Here is a 26,083-nt window from a genome sequence, read left to right as displayed (position 1 = left end):
ACTCCTGGGACAGGGCGGCAGGCGGGTCAGCGCGTACGGGAAGCGGCAGCCGCCGCGGTGGGCTCCGGTACGGCGGGCGGGGCCGACGGCGCCGGGGGGTGGGTGTCCGGGGCGGGGACGCGGTGCAGGCTCTGCAGAACGGCGTTCATGCCCTTGGCGTGGGCGTCACGCACGGCGACGGACTGGGCGATGCGGCGGGCGCAGTCGAGGATGTGACCGGCGTCGTAGGGGCCGATCTCGCGTTCGGGGGCGGCCAGTTGCCGCAGCCGCTGGAGCTGGAAGTCGATGGTGCGCTCGGCGAGGTGAAGGTCGCTGTGGCTGCCGAGGAGGGCGGCCAGCATGCTGCCGCGCGGGTTGGCGTCGGCGTGGGCTTCGAGTGCGGCGAGCGGCTGTCCGTACAGGTCCTCGATGCGCTCGGCGACGCTCTGGGCGGTGGTGGGCAATCAGTGGGCTTTCACGGTCGGGGGCCGCGCCGCCCCGGCACGCGCGGGTGCCGGGGTGGCGGGGGCAGCAGGGGGTAGGGCGGTGGTGATCTTCGGCTGGGTGAACTGCACCGGCCGGGCGCGCTCCGGGCCAGGCGGGGGCATGGTGCGCAGCAGTTCGCCGAGCGCGGTGCGGTATCCGTCGCGGGCGTTGAGCGCCGCCTCCATCCATTGGGCGTCGAACCGCAGGTTGGAAGCAGACAGCTCATCCATGTCGCCGTCGGCGGCGGTCGCTGCGTGGACCCGGTCGCGGACCCGGGCGACCTGCTCCTCGGCTATCGCCAAGAACGAGCGCAGCTCCAGTGCCCTGCGCAGCGCAGCGGGCGCCTCGGGATCGGTCACGGTCTCGTACAGCGCGGGGACGGGAGCTCCGAAGGCCGCTTCGAGGACGGTGTCCTGGCTGGTGGGCATGGCGGTCACGCTCACCGCGTCACCACCTTGGCCGGGACCGTCGCAACGGCGGGGCGTGCCGCAGGGCTGGTCTGCAAGGCCGGCGCCGGTCGGGCCGCCTGCCCAGCGGCGGCCCGACCGGGGCCGGGGCTTGGCTTGCCGGGGGCGTCCGGGTCGAGGAGGTACCGGACGACCATGGCGCGTCCGTCGCGGGTAGTGACGGCCGCGTTCACGCGGTGGGCGAGATCCATCGCGGGGTCGTCGAGCTCGCCGGGCTCGGTGCTGAGGGCGGCGAGGAGGTCGTCCTCAGCCCGGTCCAGTAGCCCCTGGGCCTGAGTGAGCAGGCCGTGCCAGTGGACGACCTGCGTGGCCTCGCTGTTGGCCTGCGGCGCCACCGCCACAGCCCGGCGCAGTTCGTCGAGGCTCATGTGGAAGTGGGCTTCGATCTGCTCGGTGAGGACGCCCGTCACATCGTCGGCGTAGTCGGGCACAAACACATCTCCTCTGCTGCGGATTCGGGTGAGGGGCTGGCAGCGGGCGGAATGCATGTCCCGCCCGGATAGGTGAATTCAGCCGCGCGGGAATGCGGCCCGCTGAGGCCGGATGGCGGTTAGTCCAGGCACATGCGGACGTCGCGGTAGACGTAGGTGCCAGAAACCCAGCCCTTGACGCCGGTGGTCTTGTCGGTGATGTAGTGCCAGTTGCCGCTGGTCTTGTGGACGGTGAACTTGTGGCCTCGGTAGAGGATGCCGACGGCCTTGGACTTGGTGGTTGCCTTGGCGCGGATCGTGACGGCCTTCGTGCCGATCACCCACGGTCCGGGCTGCTCACAGGCCAGGGTGACCGACGCGACCGTGGCCGGAGCAGCGCTGGCCGTGGTGGCGCAGACGAGCGGGAGGGAGAGTGCGCCGAGGACGGCGACAGAGACGGCTATTCGAGAGGAGCGCATGAGGAATTGGCCTCCATGCCAATGGGGGTGGGAATTGCGGGATGCCCCGGGCGATTGTCGTGCGGGGTGAATTCAAGAGTCCGGACAATCCCCGGTTTCGCTAACCGGGGATGGCCTGCTACGTTCCGGCCGTCCTGCACACCGGTTCGGTACGAGAACGTCATCGCCGAGCATGAACTCGCTGGCTCTGAGCGGCAGTTCGAGCAGCGGTTCAGCGGGTTGGACGTCGCGGCGGTGTCGCAGGGGCGGGACGTGCCGGCGGCGCGGGCAGGGATGAGTGACGCGTCTGCGGCGGAGCGATCGGCAGGGGGAGGGCTTCGCCCGCCCAGTGGTTCTCCCACCAATGGGTGGCGGCTTCGAAGGTGGTGAAGCCGCCTTCCCGCAGCGTGTGTGTCCCTGCCTCGACGTCGACTTCCTCCAGCAGCACACGGAATGGCAGCGGTGCCCGCTCGTCCAGGGCGCGCAGGAACACGGTGGTCTCCGGTAGGGCCGAGGTGTCGTCGGTGTAGCTGGTGATCAGGGCGAAGTGGTCTCCGTCGCTCATCAGACGCTCTTCGAGCGCTCTGGTGGCGCCGTCCGCGGGGCTGGTGCCCATGCCCGGCGGAAGGCGGATGGCGTCCGTTGGGCAGCCGCGGGCGATCAGCCAGGACTGGGCCATCGCCGGCAGGGGCAGCGTCGCGTGCTGGAAGCGGAAGGTACGGGCCGCGGGGTCGCGTTGCAGGTGGAGGGCGACGAGCTGGGGGTCACCCGGGGTTCCCCAGGTCACGGCCCCGTTGTGGAGGACGTAGTAACTGTGCTGGTCACCGTCGGTGTGATGCTTGGCGAGGACGGTGAGCATGTCCAGGTTGATGGCGATGTGCTGCCAGAAGGTCTCCTCGACACGGGCGTTGACGGCCTCGTATCCGTCGAGGCGGAGATCCGGTTCGGCTTGGGGCATCGGGACTTTCGGGTGGGAGATGGCGAACCGCTCGGCAGCGGCGCAGAGCTGGTCCTGCCGGTTAGCGGCGGGAGCGGGTTGGGGACGGCCAGGTCCCGGTCCGCGGTGCGGGTGCGCTGGCGGCCATGCCCGTGGGGTGGGAGCCGGCCAGGCTGGTGCGGCCGGCGTCGGTGAGGGTGACGGGCTGTCCGGCGTGGACCGGATGGGAGGTGTCGCGCACGACGAGGCCGGTCGCTTCCAGGCGCTGCAAGGTGCTGTAGGGGACGCGGGTTCCGGAGGCGGTGACGAGCGACAGCCGCTGCGTGAGGAGGTGCTCGTGCAGCTTGGCTCCCTGAGCAATGGCCAGCAGCGCCGCGAAGTCCGGCGCGGACAGCGCAGCCGCCCCCGCGCGGGGCCTGGGCGCGGGCGGCGGCCTCGACGGGCTCCAGGGCGGCCAGGACTTTTCTCTGGCGTTCGTCGCGGGTGGCCGCTGCCTGTGTCAGTTGCTCGACCGTGCGGTCGATGCGCGCGAACAGGGCCTGGTCGACGGGGAACTCCCCGCTGGACAGGCGGTGGAGCAGGACCCGGTGGAAGGTCACCGAGGTCTCTGCCTGGACGAGGCTGCGGTGGGCGTCGGCCAGGCGGGTGCGCGGCTCGTCGAGGAGATCGCGGTCGCGGTGCTCCCACAATTGGTCGACGCTGTGGCCCACGGCCGGCCTCGATGAGGTGATCAAGAGCCGTCAGCGCCTTCTTCACCGAGGCCGCAGAAGAGGTGGAGGACATGGAGAACCGGGCTCCTCGGGGTGGGTGTCACGGAGCCTGTCCGGCAGCGGGGGTCAGGAGAGTCGAGGGGGATACGGACGTCGACCTGCGCACCGTCACGGGTGTGCCGGCTCGGGCCGAGGCGGTGCAGGAGCCGGAGCATCGGCTCGTTCGACGCCTCCGTGTACGCGGTCAGGGTGTGGGCACCTCGGGCACGGGCGTGATCGGCGGCGTGCCGGGCCAGCGCGGTGCCGATGCCGCGGCGCTGATGGGCGTCGGCGACCTGCAGTCCGAGGTCGACGACGCCCGGCTCGCGGCTGACAGGGCCGATGGAGGCCAGGGCGACAGGGATACCGTCGGCGTCAAGGGTGATCCAGCAGTCCCCCTGGGCCAGCAGCCGGGACAGGCCGCGGCGGTTGATGTGCGTACGGCCCCAGCGGCGTACCAGGTTGGCCGGCGAACAGTTCCGGTGAAACGCTTCGATCAGATGCCAGTCAGCTTCGGTTACGGGACGTGTCCCGGCGAGGGCGGGTTGGGTCAGCACGAGCAGCTCTGCAGGGCGGCGAGCAGTGCGCCGCGCCGGTAGGACTTGCGGCGGCGCCCGTCGGGCAGGGTGACGTCCCGGGTGGAGACCTCGTACGGGGCCAGGAGCTGGGCGAGGCGTGCCTGGGTGAGCTCGGCGTAGCGCCAGCGGCCCTCGGCTACCCCCGGCAGGTGCCGCAGCACGGCCACCAGGTCGGCGGACGCTACGGCGTCCTCGTCGCCGAGGTCGGCGAAGACCTCAAGGCAGGCCTGCACGATGCTGCCGGTCTGCCGACGGCCACTGGGACAGAACAGCAGGTCCTCGGCCCCGTCCCCGTCCCCGTCCCCGTCCCCGTCCTCGGCGTCGGTGCCGGTGCCGGTGCCGGTGCCGGTGCCGGTGCAGCAGCAGGCGGTGGACAGCAGCCGGGTGAGTTCGTGCCCGGCGGCGAGGCGTTCGACGATCAGGTCGGTGAGCTGTTCCAGTTGCTCGACGGCGCTGGCACCTGCGGGGCGGTCCGCGCCGGCCAGGTCGAGGAGCTGCTGGTCGAGGTGCTGAATCTCGACGAAGGTGTCCAGCAGGGCGCGGTGGTGGGGGTTCTCCTTCGGCGGCTCGGTATCCAGCACGGTGGCGGCGAGGGTGTCCAGGAGGGTGGGGAACGTCGTGGTCAACGAAGGAGACCCTTCGGATTCGGGGACAGTGCGGGGTGGGGCAGGCCCGGCGTCGCGTAGGGCGGAGCCGGTTTGGGGACCGGCCGCTGCGTGCCCAGCTGCGGGGAACGGGCGCGGGCGGCGTGGGTGAGCGCGCTCATCGGGCGCCGCGTGATACCCAGGCGGGAGCGGGCGGTGTCGTACACGTCGTGCTGGGCGCGCTGGCGTACGGCCACCACGTGGATCTCGGTGCGGTGGGTGGAGTTCGCCGGGGCCGGGCGCTGGGCATAGACGATGCGCCACGCGTTGCGCGAGTCGATGTAGATCTTGCGGTAACCCGCCAAGTCGCCGGTCAGCTTGCCGCCGAACAACTCGGCGTTGACGACGTCCTGGAGCTGGGCCAGGGCCAGGTCCCGGATGTCGCCGGGAGCCCGGAGCAGGTCAGTGAGGGCGCGGGGGTCGAAGCTGAGGCCGAACGCCGGGTGCTGCCCGTGGCCGGTCATGCGGTGTCCTCGCCCGGGTCCTCGGTGTCCTGCGGCCCTTCGGGGTCGGTGTTCGCCGAGCGGGTGGAGGGCTTGGGGCCGGGCAGCAGGCGGTGGGCGGGCCGGTCTGGGTCGGTCATGCACGCCGACAGCGGCCCGCCCGGGGCGCGGACGGCGGCCAGGGCGTGGGTGAGGAAGTCCCTGTGCCACACGAACAACCCGGACAGGCCCGCCTCGGGGTCCTTGTGCTGCTCGTAGGCCATCCACAACGCGTGCAGCCAGGCCACGACGTCATCGTGCTCCTGCCACCGGTCGCACCACGGCGCGGAGGTGGTGACCTCCGCGCCGTAGGCGGCCATGAGGAAGTCGTCCACCCAGTCCGACAGGCTGTCCAGCTCGTTCTCGTACTCCTCGCCCCGAAGCTCCAGGATCGGGCGCGGCTCCGGCGGCACAGGCTGCGGCGGCATGCCGGGCAGAGCTGGCATTCCGAACGCGGCGAAGGGCGACGGTGCAGGGGCGGAGGCCAGACTGTCGAGCTGCCTCGCCTGTTCCGCCGACTGGTCCAGCAGTTTGCGGACGCTCGCCTCGATGCTTTCCAGGTTGGAGTCCGGCAGCCGGATCGGTTCCATTTCCCCGTCGTCGCGGGGGTCTATGGATTCAGGCACGAATGGGTCTCCTTGCAGCCGCAGCTAGTCATCAATTGCGGCTCCAACCATCCGCAGGATCCCCGGTTTCGCTAACCGGGGATTGCCTGCTATAAAGCCCCCGCACCGCGCCGCACAGCGGGCCGGTTCAGGCGGACAGAATGAAGTCGTCCTGGGAGACCGTCTGTTGCATGGTCTGCATCAGTCGCTCTTCTGCGACCTGGCTGTAGTGCTTGGTCTTCTCCACGCCGATGAAGTCGCGGCCCTCCAGCAGGGCTGCCACGCCGGTGGAGCCGGATCCGGCGCAGAAGTCCAGGACGGTGCCGTCCGGCGGGCAGATCTTCACGAGCTCGCGCATCACCTCCACCGGCTTCTGGGTGATGTGCTGCCGGTTCTTGCCCGAGGGCTGCGAGGCCGAGTACAGGCCGGGCAGGTAGACCGTGTTACGGGACGCGTCGATCGGCCCGTTGGACGCCCAGACGATGAACTCGCAGTTCTGGGTGAAGCGTCCCTTCTGGGGCCTGGCCTGCGGCTTGTGCCAGGCCAGGACGCCGCGCCACAGCCAGCCGGCGGCCTGGATCGCATCGCTGGTGACCGGCAGCTGGCGCCAGTCCGTGAACAGCAGCGCCGTCCCGCCGAGCTTCGTCAGCCGGTGCGCCTCGGTCATGATCTGGGTGAGCCAGAACCCGTACGACCGCTGGTCCATGTTCTCGCCAGTGAAGTCCGGCAGCTCGTGCCCGGCGTCCGCGGAGGTGTACTTCTGCCGCGCCGTGCGGGATGTGCGCTCCTTGGCGGTGCGGCCACCGGAGTTGTACGGCGGGTCGGTGATGACGGAGTCCACGCAGTCATCCGGCAACGTGGCCAGGACGCTCAGCGCGTCACCCTGGTGCAGGGAAAAAGGCAAAGGGGTACCCCAATTCGGGTCGGGAGTTGAGAGGGAGAAGCGCTCCGGCTCGCTGTGTGAGCCCCACCGGCCGAATGCGGGCATGACGGTGGCCGCAGGCCGCAAGGCAGGGGTGCGAGGGGAGGAGCAAAAACTGTAGGGCACGATCCCCGGTTGAGCCGTGTCGCCGCCGGAAAGCACCGGAGACCAGGCCTTGATGAGGAGCTATTTCTCCAACCGGGGATCGCCGCTTACTGTTGTGGAACTGCCCGGCGAACACCGCCGATGGCCCAATCCCCGATCACGCCTCCGTGGAGATTCCCCCTGTCCCAGCACCCCTGAGGCGCCGCCGCACCAGAGCGCGGGAGGCAACTCGCGCCCGTGCCCCAGGGCCCCGATTCACCCACCACCGGCCGCCGCGACCTTTCCACCCCTGCGTACCGCGCGGCCTGGGCTTCACTTCCAAGGACACCCCCGCTGTGACGCACCCCTACTCTGACCTGCCTGAAGACCGGCCGCCGACGGCCCACCGCCTGCCGGGAGGCGGGCCGGATTGAAGGGCGTAGCCGCCGTCATCGGCGTCTTCTGCCTCGCCCCTCTCCTGCTCGCCGGAACCGCAGCGATCGCCGCGGCCACAACCAGCGCCGCCCAGAACGCCTCCTGCACCACCGGCGGCGCGGACATCGACACTGAGGCCGTCGCCCAGCAGGTCGCCTCGATCCTCGGCGGCAAGGGCACCGACACCAACATCCGCGTCGAGGGCCTGGACCTGCCCGACGAACAGATCCCCAACGCCAAGACCATCGTCGCCACCGGCATCGCACTCAAGGTGCCCGCACGCGGCCGGATCGTCGCCCTCGCCACCGCACTGCAAGAATCCCGGCTGCGCAACCTCAACTACGGCGACCGCGACAGCCTGGGCCTGTTCCAGCAGCGCCCCAGCCAGGGCTGGGGCACCCCAGAGCAGATCCGCGACCCGGTGTACGCGAGCACGAAGTTCTACACCGCGCTGCTCGCCGTGGACGGCTGGCAGCAGTTGACCGTCGCCCAGGCCGCACAGGCCGTCCAAAAGTCCGCCCTTCCCGGCGCGTACGCGCAGTGGGAAGACCTCGCCGATGCTCTGCAGAGGGCCATCGTCAAGATCCTCCCCAGCGATACCGGGAACACCGGCGCCAGCACCGGCGACACCGGCTGCACGGCCAGCGAGGACGGTTCCGCGTTCGGCACGATCCCCGCCGGCACCGTCCCGGCCGGATACAGCATCCCCAAAGACGCCCCGGCGACAGTGCGTACGGCGCTGCGCTGGGCGATGGGTCAGCTTGGCACCCCTTACCAGTGGGGCGGCAGCTGCACCGACTCCCACGGTGTCGATCCGATGGGCCGCTGCGACTGCTCCAGCCTCATGCAGCTGGCCTACGCCGCCGCTGGCGTCCCGCTCACCCGCACCACGAAGACCCAGGTACACGAAGGCAATCCGGTCTCCGTCAAGCACCTGAAGCCGGGTGACCTGCTGTTCACCGAGGGCACCGCCGCGGCTCCGGATCACGTCGGCATGTACATGGGATCGGGTCTGGTGATCGCCGCGCCGCACACCGGCAGCGTGGTCCGGATCGAGCCGATCAAGGACTGGCAGATCCTCGCCGCCCGCCGCATCGTGTCCTAACTCCCCGGCGCCCGGTGGTCCGCCCGGCGCAGCGCCGGGCGGACCGAACCGGCAGGCATTCCCCCTGCGGCGCGAGTGCCGCTACCCCCTTCTTTCTTCTCCCTTCCGCACGGCCTGTCGGTCGTGCGCCTGCAAGGAGTTCCGCCATACCCATGCCCTTGTCCGACCACCCGATCATCACTATCGCCTTCGACCCCGGCATATCTCCCAAGAGTGGTGGCCTGCCCGGTCTCGACGTGCTCCGCAGCGTCGTCAACTCGATCAACCTGTTCGGCATCGTCGCCGTCGTCGGCGCGCTGGCCGTCTCGCTGGGCGTGTGGGCCTGGGGCCACCACACCGGCGGCCACCAGGCCGAGGCCAACGGCAAGAAGGGCGCCGTCGTAGCCGCCGGCGCCGCACTCGGACTCGGCGCCGCCAACGGCATCGTCGCCTTCTTCTCCGCCCTGGGGACGCAGGTCCACTGATGCGGAAACGACTCAGCATCTCCCTGTCCGGCTACGGCGCCGGCTGGTCGGCCAACCGCCGCATCCTGATCGTCGCGCTCGTCCTGTCCGGGCTGCTCGCCGTCGCCGGGCTTGCCGCGTGGTTCACCGGCCGCAGCGACCAGCGCCACGACACCGGCTCGCCCACCGCCACGACCAACGCGTCGCCGTCCGAGGCGACGACAAGGCCGGCCCCCTCATCGAGCTCGGTACCCGCGCCCCCGCAGATCGCCGATCCTCTCGCCTACGCCAAGGCCGCCGCGGCGATGTTGTGGTCCTACGACTCCCGCACCGCCAGCCGCGACGAGCAGCTCGCCGGCATGAACGCGTGGATGACGGCGGAGACGAAGTACACCGACTGGTCCTCGATCAGCGCGCAGGTGCCGGATCCGGTGCTGTGGTCGCGGATGGCCGACAACGACCAGCACGCCACTGCTAGCGTCACTGAGGCGCACTTCCCGTCCGCGTTCAAGCAGGCCCTGGCCGAGGACCCGACCGCGATCACCACGGCGTACATCTACGCCGTCACGGTCACCGGCAAGCAGCACATCGCCTGGAAGAAGGGCGGCAACGGGGCCGAGGAACGCTCGATCACCCTCGCCGTGCAGTGCCGGCCCTCCCACGACTGCGCCCTAGTCTCCATCGCCCCGTGGTCGCCCCCTGACCCGCCACGCCCCTAGACAAGGAGGCACCACTTAGTGGACTTCTGCTCCATTCCCGTGGCCGGCCAGATCTGCGACGCCGCCGACGCGATCGACTTCGCCACCGACCCGGGCAAGGCCATCGGCAGCTGGATCGCCAAGAGCTGCGGCGAACTGGCAGCCGCGGCAGCCGACCTCGCCGCCGACGCCGTCAACGCCACCACCCAGGTGGACCTCAACGCCGGGTGGTTCCGCGACAATTACGAGCTGCTGCTGCCGATCGGGCTGATCCTGCTGGTCGCGACCTTCTGCGCCCAGCTGATTCGTGCCGCCGTCAAACGCGACGGGCAGGCCCTCACCCAGGCCTTCACCGGCACCGCCATGGGCGTCATCTTCTCCTTCTCCGCCATCGCCATGACCACGGTGGCCATCGAAGTCGTCGATGCCTTGAGCGACGGACTGTTCAAGGCATCGGGCTCCTCCATCCAGGACGCGGTACGGCGCATCGTCGCCGTCTCCGAGATCGGCGCCATGACTGAACTCGGCTGGATGGTCCCCGCCATCACCGCCCTGGTCGCCGCGGTCGGCGCCTTCCTGTACTGGTGCGTGATGATGGTCCGCAAGGTCGGCATCCTCGTCCTGGTCACCCTGGCGATCTTCGCTGGGGCCGGCGGTGGCTGGGAGGCCGCCCGCAGGTGGCGCCGGGGCTGGATCGAAGCCACCGCCACCCTGGTGGTCAGCAAGCTGCTGATGACGATCATCTTCCTCCTCGGCATCTCCGCCATGGGCAAGACAACGCCCAAGGACGGCCTCGGAGCGCTGGCCGACGTCATGTCCGGCATCGTCATCATGGTCCTGGTCCTGTTGTGCCCGTACGCGACCTTCAAGTTCGTGCACTGGGCCGCCGAGGGATCGGACGGCGAATCGCTCCACCGTGCCGGCGGCGCCGGTGCGCAGCTCGCCCGCCAGCACGCCGAACGCGCCGGCCGCAAGGCCGCCGCCATGGCGGCCACCGCCGGAACCGGCGGCGCGGCAGCCGGAGCGGGCGCCGCCCCCCAGGGCCCCGACTCCGTGCCCGGCGGGTTCCCCGGCGACATCGCCGCCAACCCCACCAACAGTGACGGGCAGGGCGGCCAGGACAGCGGCGACACGGGTGGGTCTGGTTCGAGCACGGTGAAGAACACTCTGGACAAGGCCGTGCAGCCCCCGCCGACCCGTGCGGACCAGGACACCAGCGGCCACCTCGGCGGTGCTCCCGGTCAAGGCGGTTCCAGATCGCCGGCGGAGCCGAGCGGCGGATGGATGTCGGTCACCGCGGCCGGCGCCCCGACGCCCCCTCCGCAGGGCGCCCCGCCGGCCCAGGACTCCGCCGGCCCGGTGAGCAGCCCGGCAACGCCGCCGCCTTCGCCCACCGGTCTCTGACCTTCCCCGACACCCGGGGCGGGACCCGCCATGCCATCGCTGGCGTGTCCCGCCCCCGCCACCGCCCCGCCTTCGGAACGGCCCCTTGTCTGCACCCTCCGTCACCCCGCTCACCGTCAAATTCCCGCACCGGTCCCGGCGCGGCATCCTGCTTGGCCTGTCCCTGCCCCAACTCCTCCTCGTCTCCGGCGCGCTGGCCCTGCTACTGGTCACGGTCATCAGCACCGGCCTCATCGGCGCCATCGTCCTCACGCCCCTGTGGGCGGCAGTCGCCGCCCTGGTGGCCATCCGCCGCCACGGACGTTCACTGATCGACTGGGCACCGATCGTCGCGCGCTACGCCCACCGGCGCCGTACCGGGCAGACGCTGTGGCTGGCCCGGCCGGTCTCCCGCCCTCGGCAGGACGGCCTGCTGCATCTGCCCGGCACCACTGCCTCGCTGCGGGTGGTGACCCCGGCCGGTTCCCAGGCCGGCTCCGTGCACGACCCGCGCGCCCAGACCCTGACCGCCGTCGCCCGCGTCTCCTCCCGCGCGTTCGCCCTACTGGACCCCGCCACCCAGAACCACAACGTCCAAGGCTGGGGCCGCGCGCTCGCGGGGATCGCCCGCACGGGGCACATCGCCACCGTGCAGGTGCTGGAGCGCACGGTGCCGGACTCTGGTGACACCCTGGCCCGCCACTGGGCCCAGCAGGGCCGACCCGAAACCCCGGTCGCCGCTCAGGTGTATGCCGACCTTGTCGCATCCGCTGGCCCGGCCGCCGCCCCGCACGAGGCGTATCTCGCAATCTCCTTGGACCTGAAGGCGGCGAAGCGGCTGATCAGCCAGGCCGGCGGCGGCCTGCCGGGGGCGTTCATGGTGCTGGCGCAGACGACCTCCTCCATCGCGCAGGCCGCCCGCAGCGCCGGGCTGATGGTGACCGGCTGGCTCACCGCCCGCGAGATCGCCGCCGTCATCCGCACCGCCTACGACCCCGGGTCGCTCTCCGGCCTCCAGCAGTGGTCCGCAAACGGCCGGGCCGAGGCCGATCCGGCAGCGGCCGGGCCCGTCGTCCAGGTCGAGGAGTACGACCGCCTGATCACCGACTCCGCGCGGCACGCGACCTACTGGGTCGAGGACTGGCCGCGCACCGAAACCAGCGCGGGTTTCCTGCACGGGCTGATGTTCACCGCCGGGGTACGGCGGAGCCTGTCCCTGATCTACGTCCCCCAGGGCCTGGAGTCGGCGCTGCGCGAGGTGCAGCGTAAGAAGGCCGCGATCATCGCCGACGCCAACGAGCGCCACCGGCGAGGACAGGTCGATGCCGAAGCCGACTCCGTGGAGTACGCCGACGTCAAGCTCCGCGAACGCCAGCTGATCGCCGGGCACGCCGACGTCGCCCTGATCGGGCTCCTCACCGTTTCCGCGGAGACCGACGCTCTGCTCGACGCTGCGTGTGCGCAGATCGAGACCGCCGCCGTCACCGCCCAGGTGGACCTGCGCCGGCTGAATTTCCAGCAGCCCGACGCCTTCACCCTGGCGGCTCTGCCCCTCGCCAGGGCCGCCCTGTGACCGGCCCCGCCCACAACCCGGCCCATGCAACCGTGCCCGATGCCTGGCATCTCATCGACGAGATCCAGGCACTGCTTGACCCGCTGCGGGAGATGCACCGCCGCCACCAGGCCGCGCTCGACGAACACCGCGACACCGACGGCGCGGTGATCGAGGCACGGTACGCCGCCTACGAGGAAGCCCGTCGCAGCACGGCCCTGGAAGCCAGCGATGTCCTCCACACCGTCGCGGCACGCATGGAACTGCTCGTCGCCGTGCCCGCCCACCGCGCCTTCACCGTCGCGCTCAACGGTCCCGGCCACGCGGAGGGAGCGAGCCCCTGGTTGTTCGTCGTCAACGGCACCGATCTCGACGACGCCCACTGCCGTCTGGCCGAACTGCCCTCGTTCCGGCGCTGGCTGGACGACATCCGCAATCCGGACGACAGCGTCGGCACCCGCGGCGACGCGGAGATCGTGACCGGTCAGAGCCATGCCGGTGTCCCGGCGCCCGGGTCGTACGTCGACCTGCGCCGCGAGCAAGCCCGGGTCCTGGCCGACCGCACCGCATCCAGCCGTGCCTCTCAGCTCCCGGTCCCCGGCTCGCCCTGCCCAGCGCCCCAGCGCTCCCGCTGACCACAGGCCCCGACACCCCTACCCGGCCTCCAGCGGTACCGGGGCGCACCGCCTGTCACTGACCTGCCGCTCTGGCAGGAAGGATCTTCTCTTTGACTTCCTCCTCCATCGTCGGCGAGGCGCACCCCTACCTGCGTGCCGCCACCGCCGGCCTGCGCCACCACACCCGTTCCCTCACCCCCACTGCGGCACCACCGACGCCCGTGCCTGCGGATCGCGTCCATCTCGACGTGCTGCACGCGCACCTGACCGCCCTGCACCGGCTGCTCGACCAGCTCGCCGCATCAACCCGGCCACCGCACCCGACCGCGGGCCGGCACCTGGCCGCCGCGCACACCCGGCTGTGGCAGGCCACCGCCGCGCTGCACGACGCCTTCCACACCCTGCCCCCAGCGCACCCCGCCGACCAGGACGCGCAGTGCCATCCCGAGCGGCTGCCGGAAGGGCCACCGATGGTGACCATCTGCCAGCGCCACCTCGCCGCCGGTCACGCCATCCGCCGCCAGACCACCCCCGCCGACCTGGACACCCCGCTCCACGGCCACTCCACCACCCACACCGTGTGAGCGGCCAGCACCGCCGAAACGAGCACCTGCGATGACCCACCGGCCCGAACGCCGCGCCCGCCGCGCCTCCGCATCCCCGCTGTTCACCCCGGCCGGCACCGACCGCGCCAGCCGCAAAGCCGCACGCCGCCGACTCGCCGAAGCCACCGCCAAAGCCCGCACCCACACCACCGCCCACCCGCCCGGACACGAACCGGCCGAAGCCGACATCCCCCTTCCCCTCTACCCGTCCAGCGGACGGCCCGGTCCCGCATCGGCCCGCGGCAACAAGCTCAACCTGCCCGCCCACCGCATGACCACCGCCACAGCCTCCGGCGCCTACCCCTTCCTCGCCGAGGGCGGCCTCGGCGCCGAGGGCATCTACATCGGCCGCGACGTCCACGCCGAAGCCTCCTTCTGCTTCGACCCGTTCGCCCTCTACGGCAAAGTCGACGGCTTCACCAACCCGAACGTCCTGTTGGCCGGTGTCATCGGCCAGGGCAAGTCCGCACTCGCCAAAAGCTTCGCCCTGCGATCGGTCGCTTTCGGATACCGCGTCTACGTCCCGTGCGACCCGAAAGGCGAGTGGACCCCCGTCGCCTCCGCACTCGGCGGCACCTCCGTCGCCCTCGGGCCCGGCCTGCCAGGCAAGCTCAACCCGTTGGATGCCGCGCCCCGCCCGAACAGCGTCTGCGAAGCCGACTGGGCCGGTGAGATCCGCAAGCGCCGCCTGCTGCTGCTCGGCTCCCTGGCCCGCACCGTGCTGGGACGGGACCTGATGCCGATGGAGCACACCGGCCTCGACGTGGCCCTGGACGCCGTAGTCACCCGCGCAGCTGCTGCCGGACGCCCCCCGCTGCTCGGCGACATCGCCGCCACCCTCAACAACCCCACCGAACTCGACGCCGCCGGCGGCGCGATGTCCGGCCACCTCGGCGACGCCTCCCGCGACCTCGCCCACGCCATGCGCCGCCTCATCCACGGCGATCTAGCCGGGATGTTCGACGCCCCCTCCACCGTGCGCTTCGACCCCAACTCGCCGATGCTCACCATCGACCTGTCCCGCCTCGGCGGCTCCGGCGACGACACCGCCCTCGTCCTCGCCATGACCTGCGCGTCCGCCTGGATGGAATCAGCACTGACCGACCCCGGAGGCGGCCGACGCTGGATCGTCTACGACGAGGCCTGGCGCCTCATGCGCCACCCCGGCCTACTGCAACGCATGCAATCCCAGTGGAAACTCTCCCGAGGTCTGGGCATCGCCAACCTCATGGTCATCCACCGGCTCTCCGACCTGCTCACCGCCGGAGACGCCGGATCCCGCGGACGAGCCCTGGCCGAGGGCCTCCTCGCCGACTGCTCCACCCGCATCATCTACCGCCAGGAAACCGACCAACTCCACGCCGCAGCTAACCTGTTGGGCCTGACGTCCGTAGAGACCGACGCCATCGGCCACCTCAACCGCGGGCGCGGCCTGTGGCGTGTCGCCGGACGATCTTTCATCGTGCAGCATCTCCTGCACCCGCACGAGGCCGCCCTGTTCGACACCGACGCCCGGATGCATTGAGCCCCAACGGGCCGGTCAGCCAGGGGAGTTATCGCCGTTGAAGTAGTGGCGCCTCGAAGGTAGCGGCTTCTGCCGGGCAGCCGCTGCCCTTCCGGGCCAACCGCCACGATCCCAACCCCGGTTTCCCGACAGACGACCCTCGATCCAGGAGACTCACCTGCCCGCACAGCACGACCCCCCTGCCGCCCGCGAGGCGGCAGCCGTCACCACGCCCACCGACCCCACGGGCCGTTACGTCTTCGGCCTCCAGGTCCTCGGCCTCACCGACCGGCTCAACACCACCGCGTCCTACGACGAAGACGCCCAGCTCGCCGACCAAGTCCTGGAACCGACCGACGGGCTCCTGGAACGCCTCGCTGAATTCTTCGAGGCAGCGGCCGAGAAGGCCAAAGACTCCGAACGCGACGACGGGTTCGACCTGCACGACGACTTCCAGGAAGCCGCCGCTACGGTGCGCGCCCTCGGCGAAGACCTGCACGTCGCCGTCGACCGGATGCACGCCCTGGCCAGCCCACCCCGCCGGAGCCGGCAGGCAGCCGTGGCCGGCTACGACGCCACCGCCCGCACCGCGCCCCAGCCCCCGGCCGCCGCAGCCGCGCCCCCGTCATCCGCACCGGCCCCCGGCCGTACCCGCTGACCGCACATCGGGAATTCCCTGGCCCGCCCGCTACCGACCGCACCGACGAGGAACCGCCTTTGCACATAGCTGAGTTCACCCACGCGCTCGCCGAGCGCCTGCCCGGCTGGCAGCCCTCCCGCGCCGCGGTACCCATCGCCACCGACCCGGCCAGCAACCGGATCTGGGACAGCGGCCCCCTGCCCTACAGCGCCTTCCAAACCGACGACGTCCAGCGCAGCGTGCTGACGCACCGCTGGGGCCTGCAGCTGTACGTCATGCCCCGCCCCCACCGCCCGCAGGAGTACCTCGTACTGCCGATGCTGCCCGCCAACACCAGCCACCAGCACGTCCAGGGCCTCAGAGCCCCGCGCGGCATCGCCGTGCCCGCCGATCCCGTCCGGGCCGCGCCCAGGGTGCACCGCCAGCTGCTCGCCGACTACCGCTTCGCGGCGCCCACCGCGATCCGGCGTAGCAGCCCCGGCCACCTCCAGGTCCACGTCACCTTCGACGACCGGCAGCGTCCGCGGATCCGCACCGGCTACATCGGCGCCTTCACCGAGCTGCTCGCGCACGGCGGATTCCTGCTCGACCCCGCCACCGGCGAATGCCACCTGCCGGACACCCTCACCCCCGAACAGACCAGACGCCAGCTGATCAAGAGCCTGCAGCGCCTGCGCCACCGCGACTTCCACATCACCATGCACGCCACCCAAGGCTCGCGCTCCCACCCGCCCCTTCGACCGGCCAACCCGGGCAAGGGGGCACCGCCGATAAGTCCCACCGACGACGCCTTCGTCCGCTACCGGTTGTCCCTCCTGCGAAGGGCTTCCCGGCCCAGCTCCCGGCTACCGCGTTGGGTTCGCCTGGCACCACGGCCGGCTGCGCGCCGCCATCACGGGGCTTGCGTATGCGCAGCCCGGAACTGACGGCCTGATGAGCAGCCCCAACGCGGTCAGCCAGGCCACCTTGGAGTATCTGGCCCGCCGCCTGGACGACCTCGCCGCCGACTTCCCCAACACCTCCGCCGGCGTCGACCTGGGCACGCTCACCGACCACATCGCCATGCTGACCCACCACCTCGACTACGCCAACGGTCGAGCGCAGGAACGCTTCACCGCCGCGGAAACGGTGTACCTGCCCGAACGCGGCGTTCTCCAGCAACTCGCCGAGGCGGCCGTCGGCATCACCGGCGCCCTCAACATCCTGGCCCAGGCCCTGGCCCATGCCGCACACGGTTACCGGACCGAAGCCATCCCCGGCATCGGGCACACCCATCTACGCGGCGACCAGGCAACGACGCTGACCATCGTGGCCGCCAAGTACGCCGACGCCCGAGCCCGGCTCACCGACACCGCCGCCGCCCTGCATCCCGCCCCCGTACGTGGCAGCAGCTCCGGGCCGCTGCCGACCGCCATACCGGCCACGCGACCCACCCCGCCGCCGCCCGGCAAGGACCGCACCAGCGCACCCCGCCGATGACGTCAACCCCCGCAAGACCGTCCGAAAGGAAAGCCTCTGCGTTGCTCTGCTGTCCCCTTCTCAGCCTCGCCGTTGGCACCCACCCCGAGGCCGACCGGGCCGACCGCCGCCAGTACGAGGCCGAACGCGACGCCCTGCTGGCCACGGCCGGGTTCACCCGCTGCACGCGCCTGGCCGCCTACATTCTGCCCGCCGGCTCCCCGTACGAACGGCAGCACCGCATCGTCGGGGACACCGTCCACGCCCTGCACAGCCTCGGCTTCCCGGTCATCCACACCCATCACGCAGCGTCCACCCCCGCCCCTCGCCCGCAATACCGGCCGTGCTGCGCGCTACTGGAGCCCGCCGGCACCACGCCCTCGCAAGCCCTCCCCATCCAGTGACCTGCCCCATCCCTCACGCCGCCACCGTGCCGCTCGCTGACCGCATGGCACCGACACCGACACTCCGGAGGAATCGCCCTCTTGCCCGTGCCGCAGGTCCGTCCGAACGTTCACCGCTTCGCCCGCCGGGTCGCCGCCCGCCTGCCTGGAACCTGGACCGCCGACGCCCGTCCTCCCGTCAATCCTTTTGGGACCGACTACAGCGAGGTCTGGGACAGCCAGATACTCGACTGGGCCACCACGGAGTTCAGCCCCTGGAAGGCTGCCGTGCTGACCGGCCCGCACGGTGAGCGGCTGCTGGCCATCGCCCACCCCACGCGCCACAGCGACTTCATCATCGGCGCCCTGGCCCCGCCCGGCCACAGCGGCAGACCCCGTGGCGACGAGGCCGCTCCGCTGGCCATCACCGTGCCGCCCGACCCAGCCCGCGCCGCCTCGCTCGTCACCCGCCGGTTTCTGCCCCGCTACGACAACGCCACGGCCGAAGTTCACCACCGGCACGAGCACGGTGAACACCGCCATCAGCCCGCCGGGCCCGGTGGCGGCGGCAGGGCGAGCCGGGTTCAGCAGCCCGCACCACCTGCGGCCACCACCCGCTCCGGTCCTCGGCACTGACCCGGAAACCGCAAGAGACGACCTCGGGTGTACCCGACCTCCCTGCGCCCGGCGCTGCGGGACGCAAGGGGCCCACGCGATGAGTCACGCGGCCGGGACCCGCCGCGACGAGCATGCCCGCGCCGCCGATCCGCACGGGCCACGCGCCGCAACTCACCGTCCCCGACCGCGCCGCTCAGCTCTCCACCCATGTATCAGGAGGTTCTTCTGGCCACCCGCTCGTTCATCGCCCGGCCTACCGAGACCGGCTACACCGGGGTGTACTGCCACTGGGACGGCTACCCCAGCCACCAGCTGCCCCTGCTGCTGGCCGCCTACCAGTACGGCTTCGCAAGCGACCTGGACGCCATGACCCGGCACCTCGTCGATGACGTGCCCGTCGGCTGGTCCACGCTCGGCACCGATCTCCTCGACAGCGCCCCCGAGCCGCTGCGCGAGGAACTCTCCGGCGGCGAGCAGTACCCCAGCCGCGCGCTGGACGACATCGTCACCGCCATGGGCTCTTCGCCGCCGCGCATGACCGTCACCGACACGTCCACCTCCGGCCTGGACTGGGGCTACGTCCTGCACCCGCACGGTTGTTTACGCACAACTGCCGTGTCTCATCAGTAGGTTTTGATCCCTGGCCGTGAGGTTGGTACGAGGAAGCTTCTTGCCTGATCAGGAGCAGTTACGTCATGTGGCTGAAGGCGTTGGAGCAGTGGTAGTGATGGTGGCTCTCTGAGCAAGTGCTCCCCCGAGTCGAGTACATCCGGGATCATGAAGCATGCTCCCGGATGACTGGCAACTCACCGAAGACGTCGACGACTTCCTCGCCCGGGCCGATGACTTCCTGCGCTCTCGGCCAGCCCTCCACAACACGCCGCTGACGGACATCGAGAAACTGCGTACCCGCGGGGCGAACGCACACGGGGCCGAAGCCGCCGTCTTCGGCCGACTGGAGTCAGGAGGCGAGGTCCGCGCCATCTTTTATCGCACTCCGCGCGGCCGTCTGGGCCTCACACCCCTCTCTGCCAAGCAGGCCGGCCACCTCGCCACTCATCTGGCCGAACTCGGCCACTCCCCCTCCAACGTCATCGCAGACCACGACACCGCCACCGCTTTCGCCGAGACATGGCAGCAGCACGCGGGCGCAGCGCCGGAACTCTTCTGGCGGACTCATCTTTACCGTCTCGGCGCACTCACCCCACCGCAGCCGCGCCCGGAAGGCCAGGGCCGCATCGCGGATGGTAAGGACCGTGAGCAAGTTGTGTGCTGGTGCCGTGAGTTCTGCGTCGACGTCGGGGAGCAGTCTTCCATCGACTTGATCGACTCCGGATCCTGGGCCGACTCGCGCTTCGGCGACAGACACTTCACGTTCTGGGAGACCCCGGACGGCACTCCCGTCTCCATGGCGGCCACGACCTCGATCGTCGGGGGCATGATCCGAGTGGATCCCGTCTACACCCCGACTTACCTCCGAGGCCGCGGCCACGCGGGCGCTGTGACAGTCGAGGTGAGCCGTGCCGCGCTGGCCGCGGGTGCGACGGACGTCGTCCTGTTCACGGACCCGACCAACCCCACCAGCAACGCCCTCTACCAGAGGATCGGATACGTCCACGTCGCCGACTTCGCCGGGTACAAGTTCACCTACGGCACTTAGGAACCTGGCCGACACTGCCCTACCGGTTATGGCAGGGAGGAAGAAAAGCACCCTCTCGGGGGTGCGGGGGGGCTAGTGCTCGAACGCACTTGTGGGGTGTCGTGAGCTGTGTCTCGTCCGTACGGTCGGGGGCATGGAGCTGGCGTTTTACTCCAGTGAGGGCTGGGAGTCTTGGGGACTGTCTGGGAAGCCGACGATCCCCGAGGGGATGGCGTTCCTCGTCGACGATGACCTTCGGTTCGAGGACGGCCGAGGGGTGCGCGCGACGGCGATAGCCAATGAGTGGTTGCGGCTACGGCCGACGGAGAACTGTCCGGCGCCGTCGTCGTGGGGCACGTACGCGCGGATCCTGCGGGACTGGATCGTGGCGGCCCAGCTGCACGGGGTCGAGGTCTTCGATACGCGAGACCGGCTGAAGGCTTTGCTGAGCACGTACGCGGTGGACCGGGCCACAGGAGACCCCAAGCAGAGGCTGGGGGCGGTCACGTGGAACCAGCACATGAGCGTGCTGGGGATGTTCTACCGGTGGGCGATGGCTGAGCAGTACGCCACGGCGGTGCCGTTCACCTATCAGCAGGCGGTGATGCTCTACGCCGAAACTGTCCGGGAAGTCCTCGTCAATCAGGCCCGGCGGAGGGTCCCGAAGGCCCACGTGACGATCAAGTACCTGGAAGACGACTTCGCGGCCACGTTCATCAACGGCCTGGCGGGGCTGCGTCCGGGCGGGAGCGAGGACGAGGGGCCGGGTCGGTATCGCGGACGTCATCTGGCGCGCAATGGCGCGGTGGGCGAGCTGGTGATGTCATCCGGTACACGGCTGCAGGAGTTCTCCTATTTGCTGGTCTGCGAGATTCCGCCGCTTCCGACGGCGCCACGGCTGATGCCGATCGCGTTCCCGTTGCCGGAGGCGATCACCAAGGGCAGCAAGTTCCGTGTCACCTGGACTTCCTACAGTGCGCTGGCCCGCGTGCACTCCTACCTCTCCTTGGAGCGCATGCTGGCCTGCGAAGCCTCCGCGTGGCGACCGCCAGAGCGCTGGGGTGACCCGCTCTTCGTGAGCGAGATGGACAGCCGAGGTGGCCGGGTCAACGGACGGCGCGTGCACTGGCATACGCTGCGGCCCGCCGAGCGCCGCCGCCTGGTGGCCCCCGATGGCGGCTCAATGTTGCTGGCCGTCCGGTCCGACGGCGGCCCGTTCACCGCCTGGTCCACGGTGTTCGAGCGGACGGCGCAGAGGATCCGAGAGCGGTTCGAGCCGCGCTTCCCGCACGTACATCCGCACTGCTGCCGGCACACCTTCGCGATGGCCACGATGGAACGGCTGGTGGCCGGGTTCTACGAGCAGGCCGCGCGGCTCTCCGCCGCGGGCAGCGACGCCGATGCAGCCCTGTCGCACTACCTGACGACGACCGAACCGCTGCTGGTCCTACGGGACTTGCTCGGACATTCCTCGGTTCTCACTACGGAGAAGTACCTGCGGCGCCTGGACATGCTGCGGATCTTCCGCGAGCACTACGTGGAGTCCGGTCTGCGATGGGGCCTCCTCGACCACGAACAGGCACAACGGGAAGCGGACGACGAATTCGACGACACGGACCAGGAAGTGGGGGTTGAATGCCGGCGACGGTGACGGAGGCGCCCTTGGGCCTGGACTGCGTCTTCCTCGACGGGACCCGCGCCCAGTGCCTGCTGCGTGAGGACGCACTGCCGGTGCTGGCACGGCAGCTGCTGCGGGCCCTGGCGGATCTGGTCGCACCGCACGGCGGGCTCGGCACCGCGGGCACGGTCAAGGGCCGCCTGGGTGGAATCCATCAGATGCTGCGCGGCCTGGACCAGCTGGGCTTCGCCGGGGATGCGGGTGCGCTCACCCGCACGGTGTTGGCCGAATATTGGATGGGACGCGACAACCGGCATGAGGCCCATGACCGGGCGCTGCTGCGGCGACTGGATGATCTGGAGGGCGTGCTCGCTCCGGATGTGCGGCGCATGGTCGACGGGCGGACCTTTCATCCGCGGCTGAACCGCAACCGGCGACCGCTGCCGGCCTACTCCGCGCGGGAGTGGAAAGCCCTGACCGCTTCGGCCGAGGGTGCGGTGGCTCAGGCGTGGGACGCGAACCGGCAGGCGCTGCGGGACGCGGCACGGGGCCGGGATCTGGCAGATGGACTGTCGCGCGAGAACATCCAGTTCTCGCTGCTGCACCATGGGCCGCAGGCCCTGGGCAGAGCCACACGGAACGGCCGCCCAGGACGCACATGGCGGGCGGGTGACTTCTATCACGGGGGCGCCCCCGAGGCGGTGTCCGCGCTGTTCCCCAGGGCCTGGGTGGCTTTCGCCTACCGGCTGTTGTTCGGGATCCGTACCGGCATCGTCCCGGACGGGCTCGCCGACCTGGGACTGGGGGACGTGCGGTGGAGCGGGGATGCGACGGTCCTGCTCGACTACGTCAAAGGCCGCACCAGCCAGGAGTCGTTGACACTGTCCCGGTCGGCGGTGCGGCTGCTGAGGCAGTGGCTGGAGCATTCCGCTGTTGCCCGGCGGTTCGCTCCGGAGGAACTGCGCAACCAGCTGTGGCTGCGCTACTGGTCGGGGGGTGGCAGCGGCTGGTCGTCGGGCCGGTTCGAGACCGATGCCCGGGCCACGTGGGTACGCGAGCACCAACTTGTCGACGATGCCGGACGGCCCCTGCGGATCCACCTGCACCGGATCCGCACTACCGTCGAAGCATCGCGCGACCGGACATCGTGGCGCGGCAGCAGCCGGGCCACGATCGACCCCAACCACACACCGGCGGTGGAGGGCGACCACTACCTGGCCGGCCAGAGCCCGGCGCAGAAGGACGCCACCGAGAACGTGATCGAGGACGCCCAGCGTGATCTGGTCCGCCGGGCCCACCCGCAGGCCGTGGTGCTCTCCGCCCACGACAACCTCGCCGGCTTCGTCCGCGACTTCCCCCAGACGGCCCGGGAGCTACGACTGGATGACACAGCGCTGGCCGAACTGCTGGGCGGCGAACGGGACGTGTTCGCGGCGAGCTGCACGGATCAGCTGTCGGGACTGCATGGCCCGGCGGGTCAGCCGTGTCCGGCCAGGCCGTGGGTGTGTCTGCTGTGTCCGCTGGCCGTCTTCTCGCCCCGCCACCTGCCCAATCTGATGCGGCTGCGGGCGTACTTCGCCCGGCAGTGGCGCCTGATGCCCGCTGCGGCGTTCCTGAGCGTCTTCGGCCCCTACGCCCAGCGGCTGGACGAGCTGCTCACAACGGCCTGCTTCGAGGAACGCGCGCTGCAGCACGCCGCCGAGCAGGTGGCCGACCGTGACAGCGAACTGCCGCTGCGACCCGAGGAGTGCACCGAATGATCCGTGAGCGTGAGCTCGCGCGAGCGCGGCCGGAGCCGCCGTTCACCGGGGCGGACATCTGCACCGTCGCGGGACTGCCGGTTCGACGCGGACAGCGCGGCCCGCGCTTCGAACAGGACCGCTGGGACTTCACCGTGGTCGACCAACTACCGCGCTCCGTTCCCCGCGGTGTGCTGATCTGGAACTTCTGCGAGATCCACAATCCGCGCTGGCGCACGCTGGCCAAGGAGTATCTGACGGCGCTGTGCGCCCCCGGCCACGAACGGGTCCGTGTCCTTCCCGCCGCCCACCGGGTACCGCGTACGGTGCGGACCTGCCATGACCGGTTCCAGCAGCTGACGCGGTGGCTGAACTGCCTGACCGCCCAGGGCGTGACGTCCTTGGAGGAGGTAACCCAGCGTCACTGCACCGTGCACCTGAAGCACCGGTGCGCCGGCCGGGACGCCGAGGAGATGGCCAGGTCCGGGGAGGGATCCTCACAGCTGACGGTGGTGCAGGTGCTGCAGGAGCTCGCCGACTACGGCGAGCTGTTCAGCACCGACCATTACCCGAACGGCTTTCGCCCCTGGGGCGGGCAGTTCGCCCACGTGGTCTCCGGGGTGTCGAAGAACACCGGGGAGAACAAGACGCCCCCGGCCCGCGCCGAGGTGATGGCCCCGCTGCTCACCACCACCCTGTTCCTCATCCACACCATCGCTCCCATGGCACTCGCCCTCAGCAAGACGTGCCAGGCCCCGCGGCCCCAGCCGCCGGGACCGGTCCGCACCGCCACAACGGCTCGGTTCGAGCGAGCCGTTCGCGCCCACCTGACCGCAGGACTCCCGCTCGAGCAGGAGGAGGAACGGGCGGTGCGCTCCAAGCTCATCCGCGGCTGGGACCGCACGGATCCGCTGCTGCAGGTCAGCTTCGCCGTGCTTGCCCTGGAGGGGGGCGTGCGTACACGCAGCGGGAAACCCTTCCGGCCGGGCCCCGGATTCCTGCGAGATCCGCGCACAGCCGCCGTGCGCCCCCTGCTCGAACAGGCCATCGCGCAGGTGGGCATCCAGCCGCGCTGGGGCCGGCAGGCGGAACCGATCACCCGCGCAGATGGCACCGGCGCAGTCCCCTGGACGCTGCCCATCACCCAGGACGGGCTGGCGCGGCTGCTCGGTCACATCCGCACCGCCTGCGTCCTCACCATTGCCGCGCTGAGCGGCATGCGGACCAGCGAGCTGATCGAACTCCCCCTCGACTGCCAGCTCACGCCCCGCTCCTACGGTCCGGACCGGGTGCGGCACCGCCTCAAGAGCAAGGTCATCAAGAGCCGTGGTCACGGCGGGAGTTGGGACGAGTGGGTCGTGGTCCCGGAGGCATACGAGGCCGCCGACATCGCCCGCAAACTCGCCGACCCCGGCGCCGCACACCTCTTCCCTGCCCATCTCGACCTATGCCGCCGCTACCGGGACCTGCGGGAGTGGATCAACAGCGACGAGGGACAGCGCCTGGGCCTGCCGCACCTGCCCGACGACGCCATCACACCCCGCGTCCTGCGCCGCACTCTGGCCGTCGAACTCGCCCACCGGCCCGGTGGCCTGTTCGCGGCGAAGCTGCAGCTCAAGCACCTGTCCGTCACCACCACCGAGGGATATGCGAACCGTCCCGGCGGAGCGCAGGCCATCTTCCTGGCCGAGATCGGCAAGGAGGAAGAGTCCCGCAACCAGACCCTGACCCTGCAGGCGTTCCGCGACTACCAGGCCGGCCGTCGCCCTTCCGGGCCCGGCGCCCGGGACCTGCTGGCGTTCTTCGCCAGCGTCGAGCGCCAGCTGGAGGAGCTGGACGTGACGGCTCCGACGGTGAAACGAAGCGACCAGGAACTGATCAACCTGCTGGCCATCCGGGCCGGCGCCCTGCACCTGGGGCTGGCGAACTACTGCTGGTTCCTCGATCCCGGCAAAGCACTGTGCCTCAAGCTCGCCCGCAGCTGCGACCGTAGCCGGCCACTGGTCGGGATGTGCGACTCGGCCCGCTGCCAGCAGGCTACCCACCACTCCTGCCACCGCGACGTGTGGGCGACATCCGCCGCCACCAGCCGAGCCTTCATCAGCAAGATCGGACGCGGGCAGAAGACCGAGCGAGCACGACTCACGGTCGAAGCCGAACGCGCCGAACGCATCGTCGCCGGAATCGACGCCGCAGATCACGGAGAGTCCTATGGGCCAGATCAGTAGCACCGAACGCCGACGCAACGAGGAAGCGATCCGGGCAGCCATGGACCGCCTCCTTCGCGGAGAACTCCCGCCCGGCGGCCGATGCGACCTCAAGACCCTTGCGGCAGAGGCCGGAGTGACCCGCACCGGCTTCTACCCGAAGAAGGACCGCGACGGCAGCGTTCGGGAAGGCCCCTACCAGCACCTCGGCGACGAGTTCGTACGCCGTCTGGCGGCCCTCCGGGAGGCCGGGGAGATGCCAGACCCCAGAGACGCCCAGATCGAGCGCCTGAAGGCCCAGAACGCCGAGCTGAAGGACCGTCTCGCCGACAGGCACGAGACCATCGAAGAGCTGACCGCGTTCAAGAAGCTCGCGCTGTCCCGCCTCGCTGCCCAGCACGAAGAGATCACGCACCTGCGCAGCCCGCAGTCGTCCCCCGAGCCGTCTCCGCCCGCCAAGCTGGCCACCGTCCCCCGCGCCAGGACCACCGTCATCGGCACCTGCAACTGACGGCTGTCCCGTCGCAGATGATCTGGTCCGTGGCTGCGGCCCTGACGTGCAGCGATCAGATGACGTGAGACGGTCCGAAGATCCAGATCTCAGGGGAAGTGGTTCCTGGACGTGTTCTCTCTCGGGG

At 70.6% G+C, this 26,083-nt stretch carries 31 protein-coding genes; 19 read left to right on the top strand and 12 right to left on the bottom strand.

The features are described from left to right. Positions 1–26: 26 nt before the first annotated feature. From OG607_RS41550 to OG607_RS41525, 6 genes are all read right to left on the bottom strand, one after another. Positions 27–443 (bottom strand): hypothetical protein, encoded by a 417-nt coding sequence (locus OG607_RS41550; protein ID WP_405734932.1) that lies wholly within the window; start codon positions 441–443, stop codon positions 27–29. Then, entirely contained in the window at positions 444–893 is a 450-nt protein-coding gene (locus tag OG607_RS41545) for a hypothetical protein (protein WP_405737416.1), read from the bottom strand. It abuts the gene before it with no gap. A gap of 11 nt (positions 894–904) precedes the next feature. Next, a complete protein-coding gene (locus tag OG607_RS41540; protein WP_405734930.1) occupies positions 905–1,363 on the bottom strand; it encodes a hypothetical protein in 459 nt (152 codons plus the stop codon). A 119-nt stretch (positions 1,364–1,482) separates the two neighbouring features. Beyond that, positions 1,483–1,821 (bottom strand): SH3 domain-containing protein, encoded by a 339-nt coding sequence (locus OG607_RS41535; RefSeq protein ID WP_405734928.1) that lies wholly within the window; start codon positions 1,819–1,821, stop codon positions 1,483–1,485. A 211-nt stretch (positions 1,822–2,032) separates the two neighbouring features. Continuing rightward, positions 2,033–2,758 (bottom strand): hypothetical protein, encoded by a 726-nt coding sequence (locus OG607_RS41530; protein ID WP_405734926.1) that lies wholly within the window; start codon positions 2,756–2,758, stop codon positions 2,033–2,035. 61 nt (positions 2,759–2,819) lie between these two features. After that, positions 2,820–3,008 carry a hypothetical protein gene (locus OG607_RS41525; protein WP_405734924.1) on the bottom strand — a complete coding sequence of 63 codons (189 nt, stop codon included), beginning with the start codon at positions 3,006–3,008 and terminating at the stop codon, positions 2,820–2,822. Positions 3,009–3,096: 88 nt separating this feature from the next. On the opposite strand from OG607_RS41525, the gene OG607_RS41520 reads away from it, so the two are divergent. After that, positions 3,097–3,462: a hypothetical protein gene (locus OG607_RS41520; protein ID WP_405734922.1), complete on the top strand. Its 366-nt coding sequence runs from the start codon at positions 3,097–3,099 to the stop codon at positions 3,460–3,462. A 5-nt stretch (positions 3,463–3,467) separates the two neighbouring features. On the opposite strand, the gene OG607_RS41515 is transcribed toward OG607_RS41520, so the two are convergent. The 5 genes from OG607_RS41515 to OG607_RS41495 form a co-directional block, all read right to left on the bottom strand. Then, positions 3,468–4,043, bottom strand: a complete 576-nt coding sequence (locus OG607_RS41515) for a GNAT family N-acetyltransferase (RefSeq protein WP_405734920.1) — start codon at positions 4,041–4,043, stop codon at positions 3,468–3,470. Continuing rightward, positions 4,037–4,690 carry a DUF3631 domain-containing protein gene (locus OG607_RS41510; protein WP_405734918.1) on the bottom strand — a complete coding sequence of 218 codons (654 nt, stop codon included), beginning with the start codon at positions 4,688–4,690 and terminating at the stop codon, positions 4,037–4,039. Before OG607_RS41510 ends, OG607_RS41515 begins: the two co-directional genes overlap by 7 nt. Beyond that, complete coding sequence (locus tag OG607_RS41505) at positions 4,687–5,172, bottom strand: type II toxin-antitoxin system RelE/ParE family toxin (protein WP_405734916.1); 486 nt, start codon at positions 5,170–5,172, stop codon at positions 4,687–4,689. Before OG607_RS41505 ends, OG607_RS41510 begins: the two co-directional genes overlap by 4 nt. Further along, a complete protein-coding gene (locus tag OG607_RS41500; RefSeq protein WP_405737414.1) occupies positions 5,169–5,717 on the bottom strand; it encodes a DUF4913 domain-containing protein in 549 nt (182 codons plus the stop codon). The genes OG607_RS41505 and OG607_RS41500 overlap by 4 nt, the downstream gene beginning before the upstream one ends. Before the next feature lie 226 nt (positions 5,718–5,943). Continuing rightward, positions 5,944–6,699 (bottom strand): DNA-methyltransferase, encoded by a 756-nt coding sequence (locus OG607_RS41495; protein WP_405734914.1) that lies wholly within the window; start codon positions 6,697–6,699, stop codon positions 5,944–5,946. 532 nt (positions 6,700–7,231) lie between these two features. On the opposite strand from OG607_RS41495, the gene OG607_RS41490 reads away from it, so the two are divergent. From OG607_RS41490 to OG607_RS41455, 8 genes are all read left to right on the top strand, one after another. Continuing rightward, complete coding sequence (locus tag OG607_RS41490; RefSeq protein WP_405734912.1) at positions 7,232–8,341, top strand: C40 family peptidase; 1,110 nt, start codon at positions 7,232–7,234, stop codon at positions 8,339–8,341. A gap of 146 nt (positions 8,342–8,487) precedes the next feature. Beyond that, entirely contained in the window at positions 8,488–8,805 is a 318-nt protein-coding gene (locus tag OG607_RS41485) for a DUF6112 family protein (RefSeq protein WP_405737412.1), read from the top strand. Further along, the gene (locus OG607_RS41480) at positions 8,805–9,503 is read left to right on the top strand and encodes a hypothetical protein (protein ID WP_405734910.1); all 699 of its coding nucleotides are present in this window, start codon (positions 8,805–8,807) and stop codon (positions 9,501–9,503) included. Before OG607_RS41485 ends, OG607_RS41480 begins: the two co-directional genes overlap by 1 nt. Positions 9,504–9,521: 18 nt before the next feature. Then, positions 9,522–10,886 (top strand): ATP-binding protein, encoded by a 1,365-nt coding sequence (locus OG607_RS41475; protein WP_405734908.1) that lies wholly within the window; start codon positions 9,522–9,524, stop codon positions 10,884–10,886. Between the two features lie 85 nt (positions 10,887–10,971). Further along, entirely contained in the window at positions 10,972–12,438 is a 1,467-nt protein-coding gene (locus OG607_RS41470) for an SCO6880 family protein (RefSeq protein WP_405734906.1), read from the top strand. 32 nt (positions 12,439–12,470) lie between these two features. Next, positions 12,471–13,052 carry a hypothetical protein gene (locus OG607_RS41465; protein WP_405734904.1) on the top strand — a complete coding sequence of 194 codons (582 nt, stop codon included), beginning with the start codon at positions 12,471–12,473 and terminating at the stop codon, positions 13,050–13,052. A 92-nt stretch (positions 13,053–13,144) separates the two neighbouring features. Then, positions 13,145–13,618 carry a DUF6238 family protein gene (locus OG607_RS41460; protein WP_405734902.1) on the top strand — a complete coding sequence of 158 codons (474 nt, stop codon included), beginning with the start codon at positions 13,145–13,147 and terminating at the stop codon, positions 13,616–13,618. Positions 13,619–13,649: 31 nt separating this feature from the next. Next, positions 13,650–15,164, top strand: a complete 1,515-nt coding sequence (locus OG607_RS41455; RefSeq protein WP_405734900.1) for an ATP-binding protein — start codon at positions 13,650–13,652, stop codon at positions 15,162–15,164. Positions 15,165–15,192: 28 nt separating this feature from the next. On the opposite strand, the gene OG607_RS41450 is transcribed toward OG607_RS41455, so the two are convergent. After that, positions 15,193–15,663: a hypothetical protein gene (locus OG607_RS41450; protein WP_405734898.1), complete on the bottom strand. Its 471-nt coding sequence runs from the start codon at positions 15,661–15,663 to the stop codon at positions 15,193–15,195. Positions 15,664–15,860: 197 nt separating this feature from the next. Between OG607_RS41450 and OG607_RS41445 the strand changes: the two genes are divergently transcribed. The 10 genes from OG607_RS41445 to OG607_RS41400 all read left to right on the top strand — a co-directional run bounded on the left by OG607_RS41445 (position 15,861) and on the right by OG607_RS41400 (position 25,956). Then, on the top strand, positions 15,861–16,709 hold the full coding sequence (locus OG607_RS41445) for a hypothetical protein (RefSeq protein ID WP_405734896.1): 849 nt from the start codon (positions 15,861–15,863) through the stop codon (positions 16,707–16,709). Between the two features lie 7 nt (positions 16,710–16,716). Then, complete coding sequence (locus OG607_RS41440; protein ID WP_405734894.1) at positions 16,717–17,262, top strand: hypothetical protein; 546 nt, start codon at positions 16,717–16,719, stop codon at positions 17,260–17,262. Between the two features lie 41 nt (positions 17,263–17,303). After that, the gene (locus OG607_RS41435; protein WP_405734892.1) at positions 17,304–17,645 is read left to right on the top strand and encodes a hypothetical protein; all 342 of its coding nucleotides are present in this window, start codon (positions 17,304–17,306) and stop codon (positions 17,643–17,645) included. An 81-nt stretch (positions 17,646–17,726) separates the two neighbouring features. Continuing rightward, complete coding sequence (locus OG607_RS41430; RefSeq protein ID WP_405734890.1) at positions 17,727–18,260, top strand: hypothetical protein; 534 nt, start codon at positions 17,727–17,729, stop codon at positions 18,258–18,260. 189 nt (positions 18,261–18,449) lie between these two features. Continuing rightward, a complete protein-coding gene (locus OG607_RS41425) occupies positions 18,450–18,872 on the top strand; it encodes a hypothetical protein (RefSeq protein WP_405734888.1) in 423 nt (140 codons plus the stop codon). A gap of 154 nt (positions 18,873–19,026) precedes the next feature. After that, a complete protein-coding gene (locus tag OG607_RS41420; protein ID WP_405734886.1) occupies positions 19,027–19,902 on the top strand; it encodes a GNAT family N-acetyltransferase in 876 nt (291 codons plus the stop codon). 133 nt (positions 19,903–20,035) lie between these two features. Beyond that, positions 20,036–21,532: a site-specific integrase gene (locus OG607_RS41415; protein WP_405734884.1), complete on the top strand. Its 1,497-nt coding sequence runs from the start codon at positions 20,036–20,038 to the stop codon at positions 21,530–21,532. Beyond that, positions 21,517–23,259, top strand: a complete 1,743-nt coding sequence (locus OG607_RS41410; RefSeq protein ID WP_405734882.1) for a hypothetical protein — start codon at positions 21,517–21,519, stop codon at positions 23,257–23,259. Before OG607_RS41415 ends, OG607_RS41410 begins: the two co-directional genes overlap by 16 nt. Then, a complete protein-coding gene (locus OG607_RS41405; RefSeq protein WP_405734880.1) occupies positions 23,256–25,466 on the top strand; it encodes a site-specific integrase in 2,211 nt (736 codons plus the stop codon). The genes OG607_RS41410 and OG607_RS41405 overlap by 4 nt, the downstream gene beginning before the upstream one ends. Then, positions 25,450–25,956, top strand: a complete 507-nt coding sequence (locus tag OG607_RS41400; protein ID WP_405734878.1) for a hypothetical protein — start codon at positions 25,450–25,452, stop codon at positions 25,954–25,956. Before OG607_RS41405 ends, OG607_RS41400 begins: the two co-directional genes overlap by 17 nt. The last annotated feature ends 127 nt before the right edge of the window (positions 25,957–26,083 follow it).

This window comes from Streptomyces sp. NBC_01537 (genome assembly GCF_045040445.1).
In the GTDB taxonomy this organism is placed as follows: Bacteria; Actinomycetota; Actinomycetes; order Streptomycetales; family Streptomycetaceae; genus Actinacidiphila.
The sequence above is the reverse complement of the archived record's forward strand: the minus strand, read 5'-3'. Positions and strand labels throughout refer to the sequence as shown.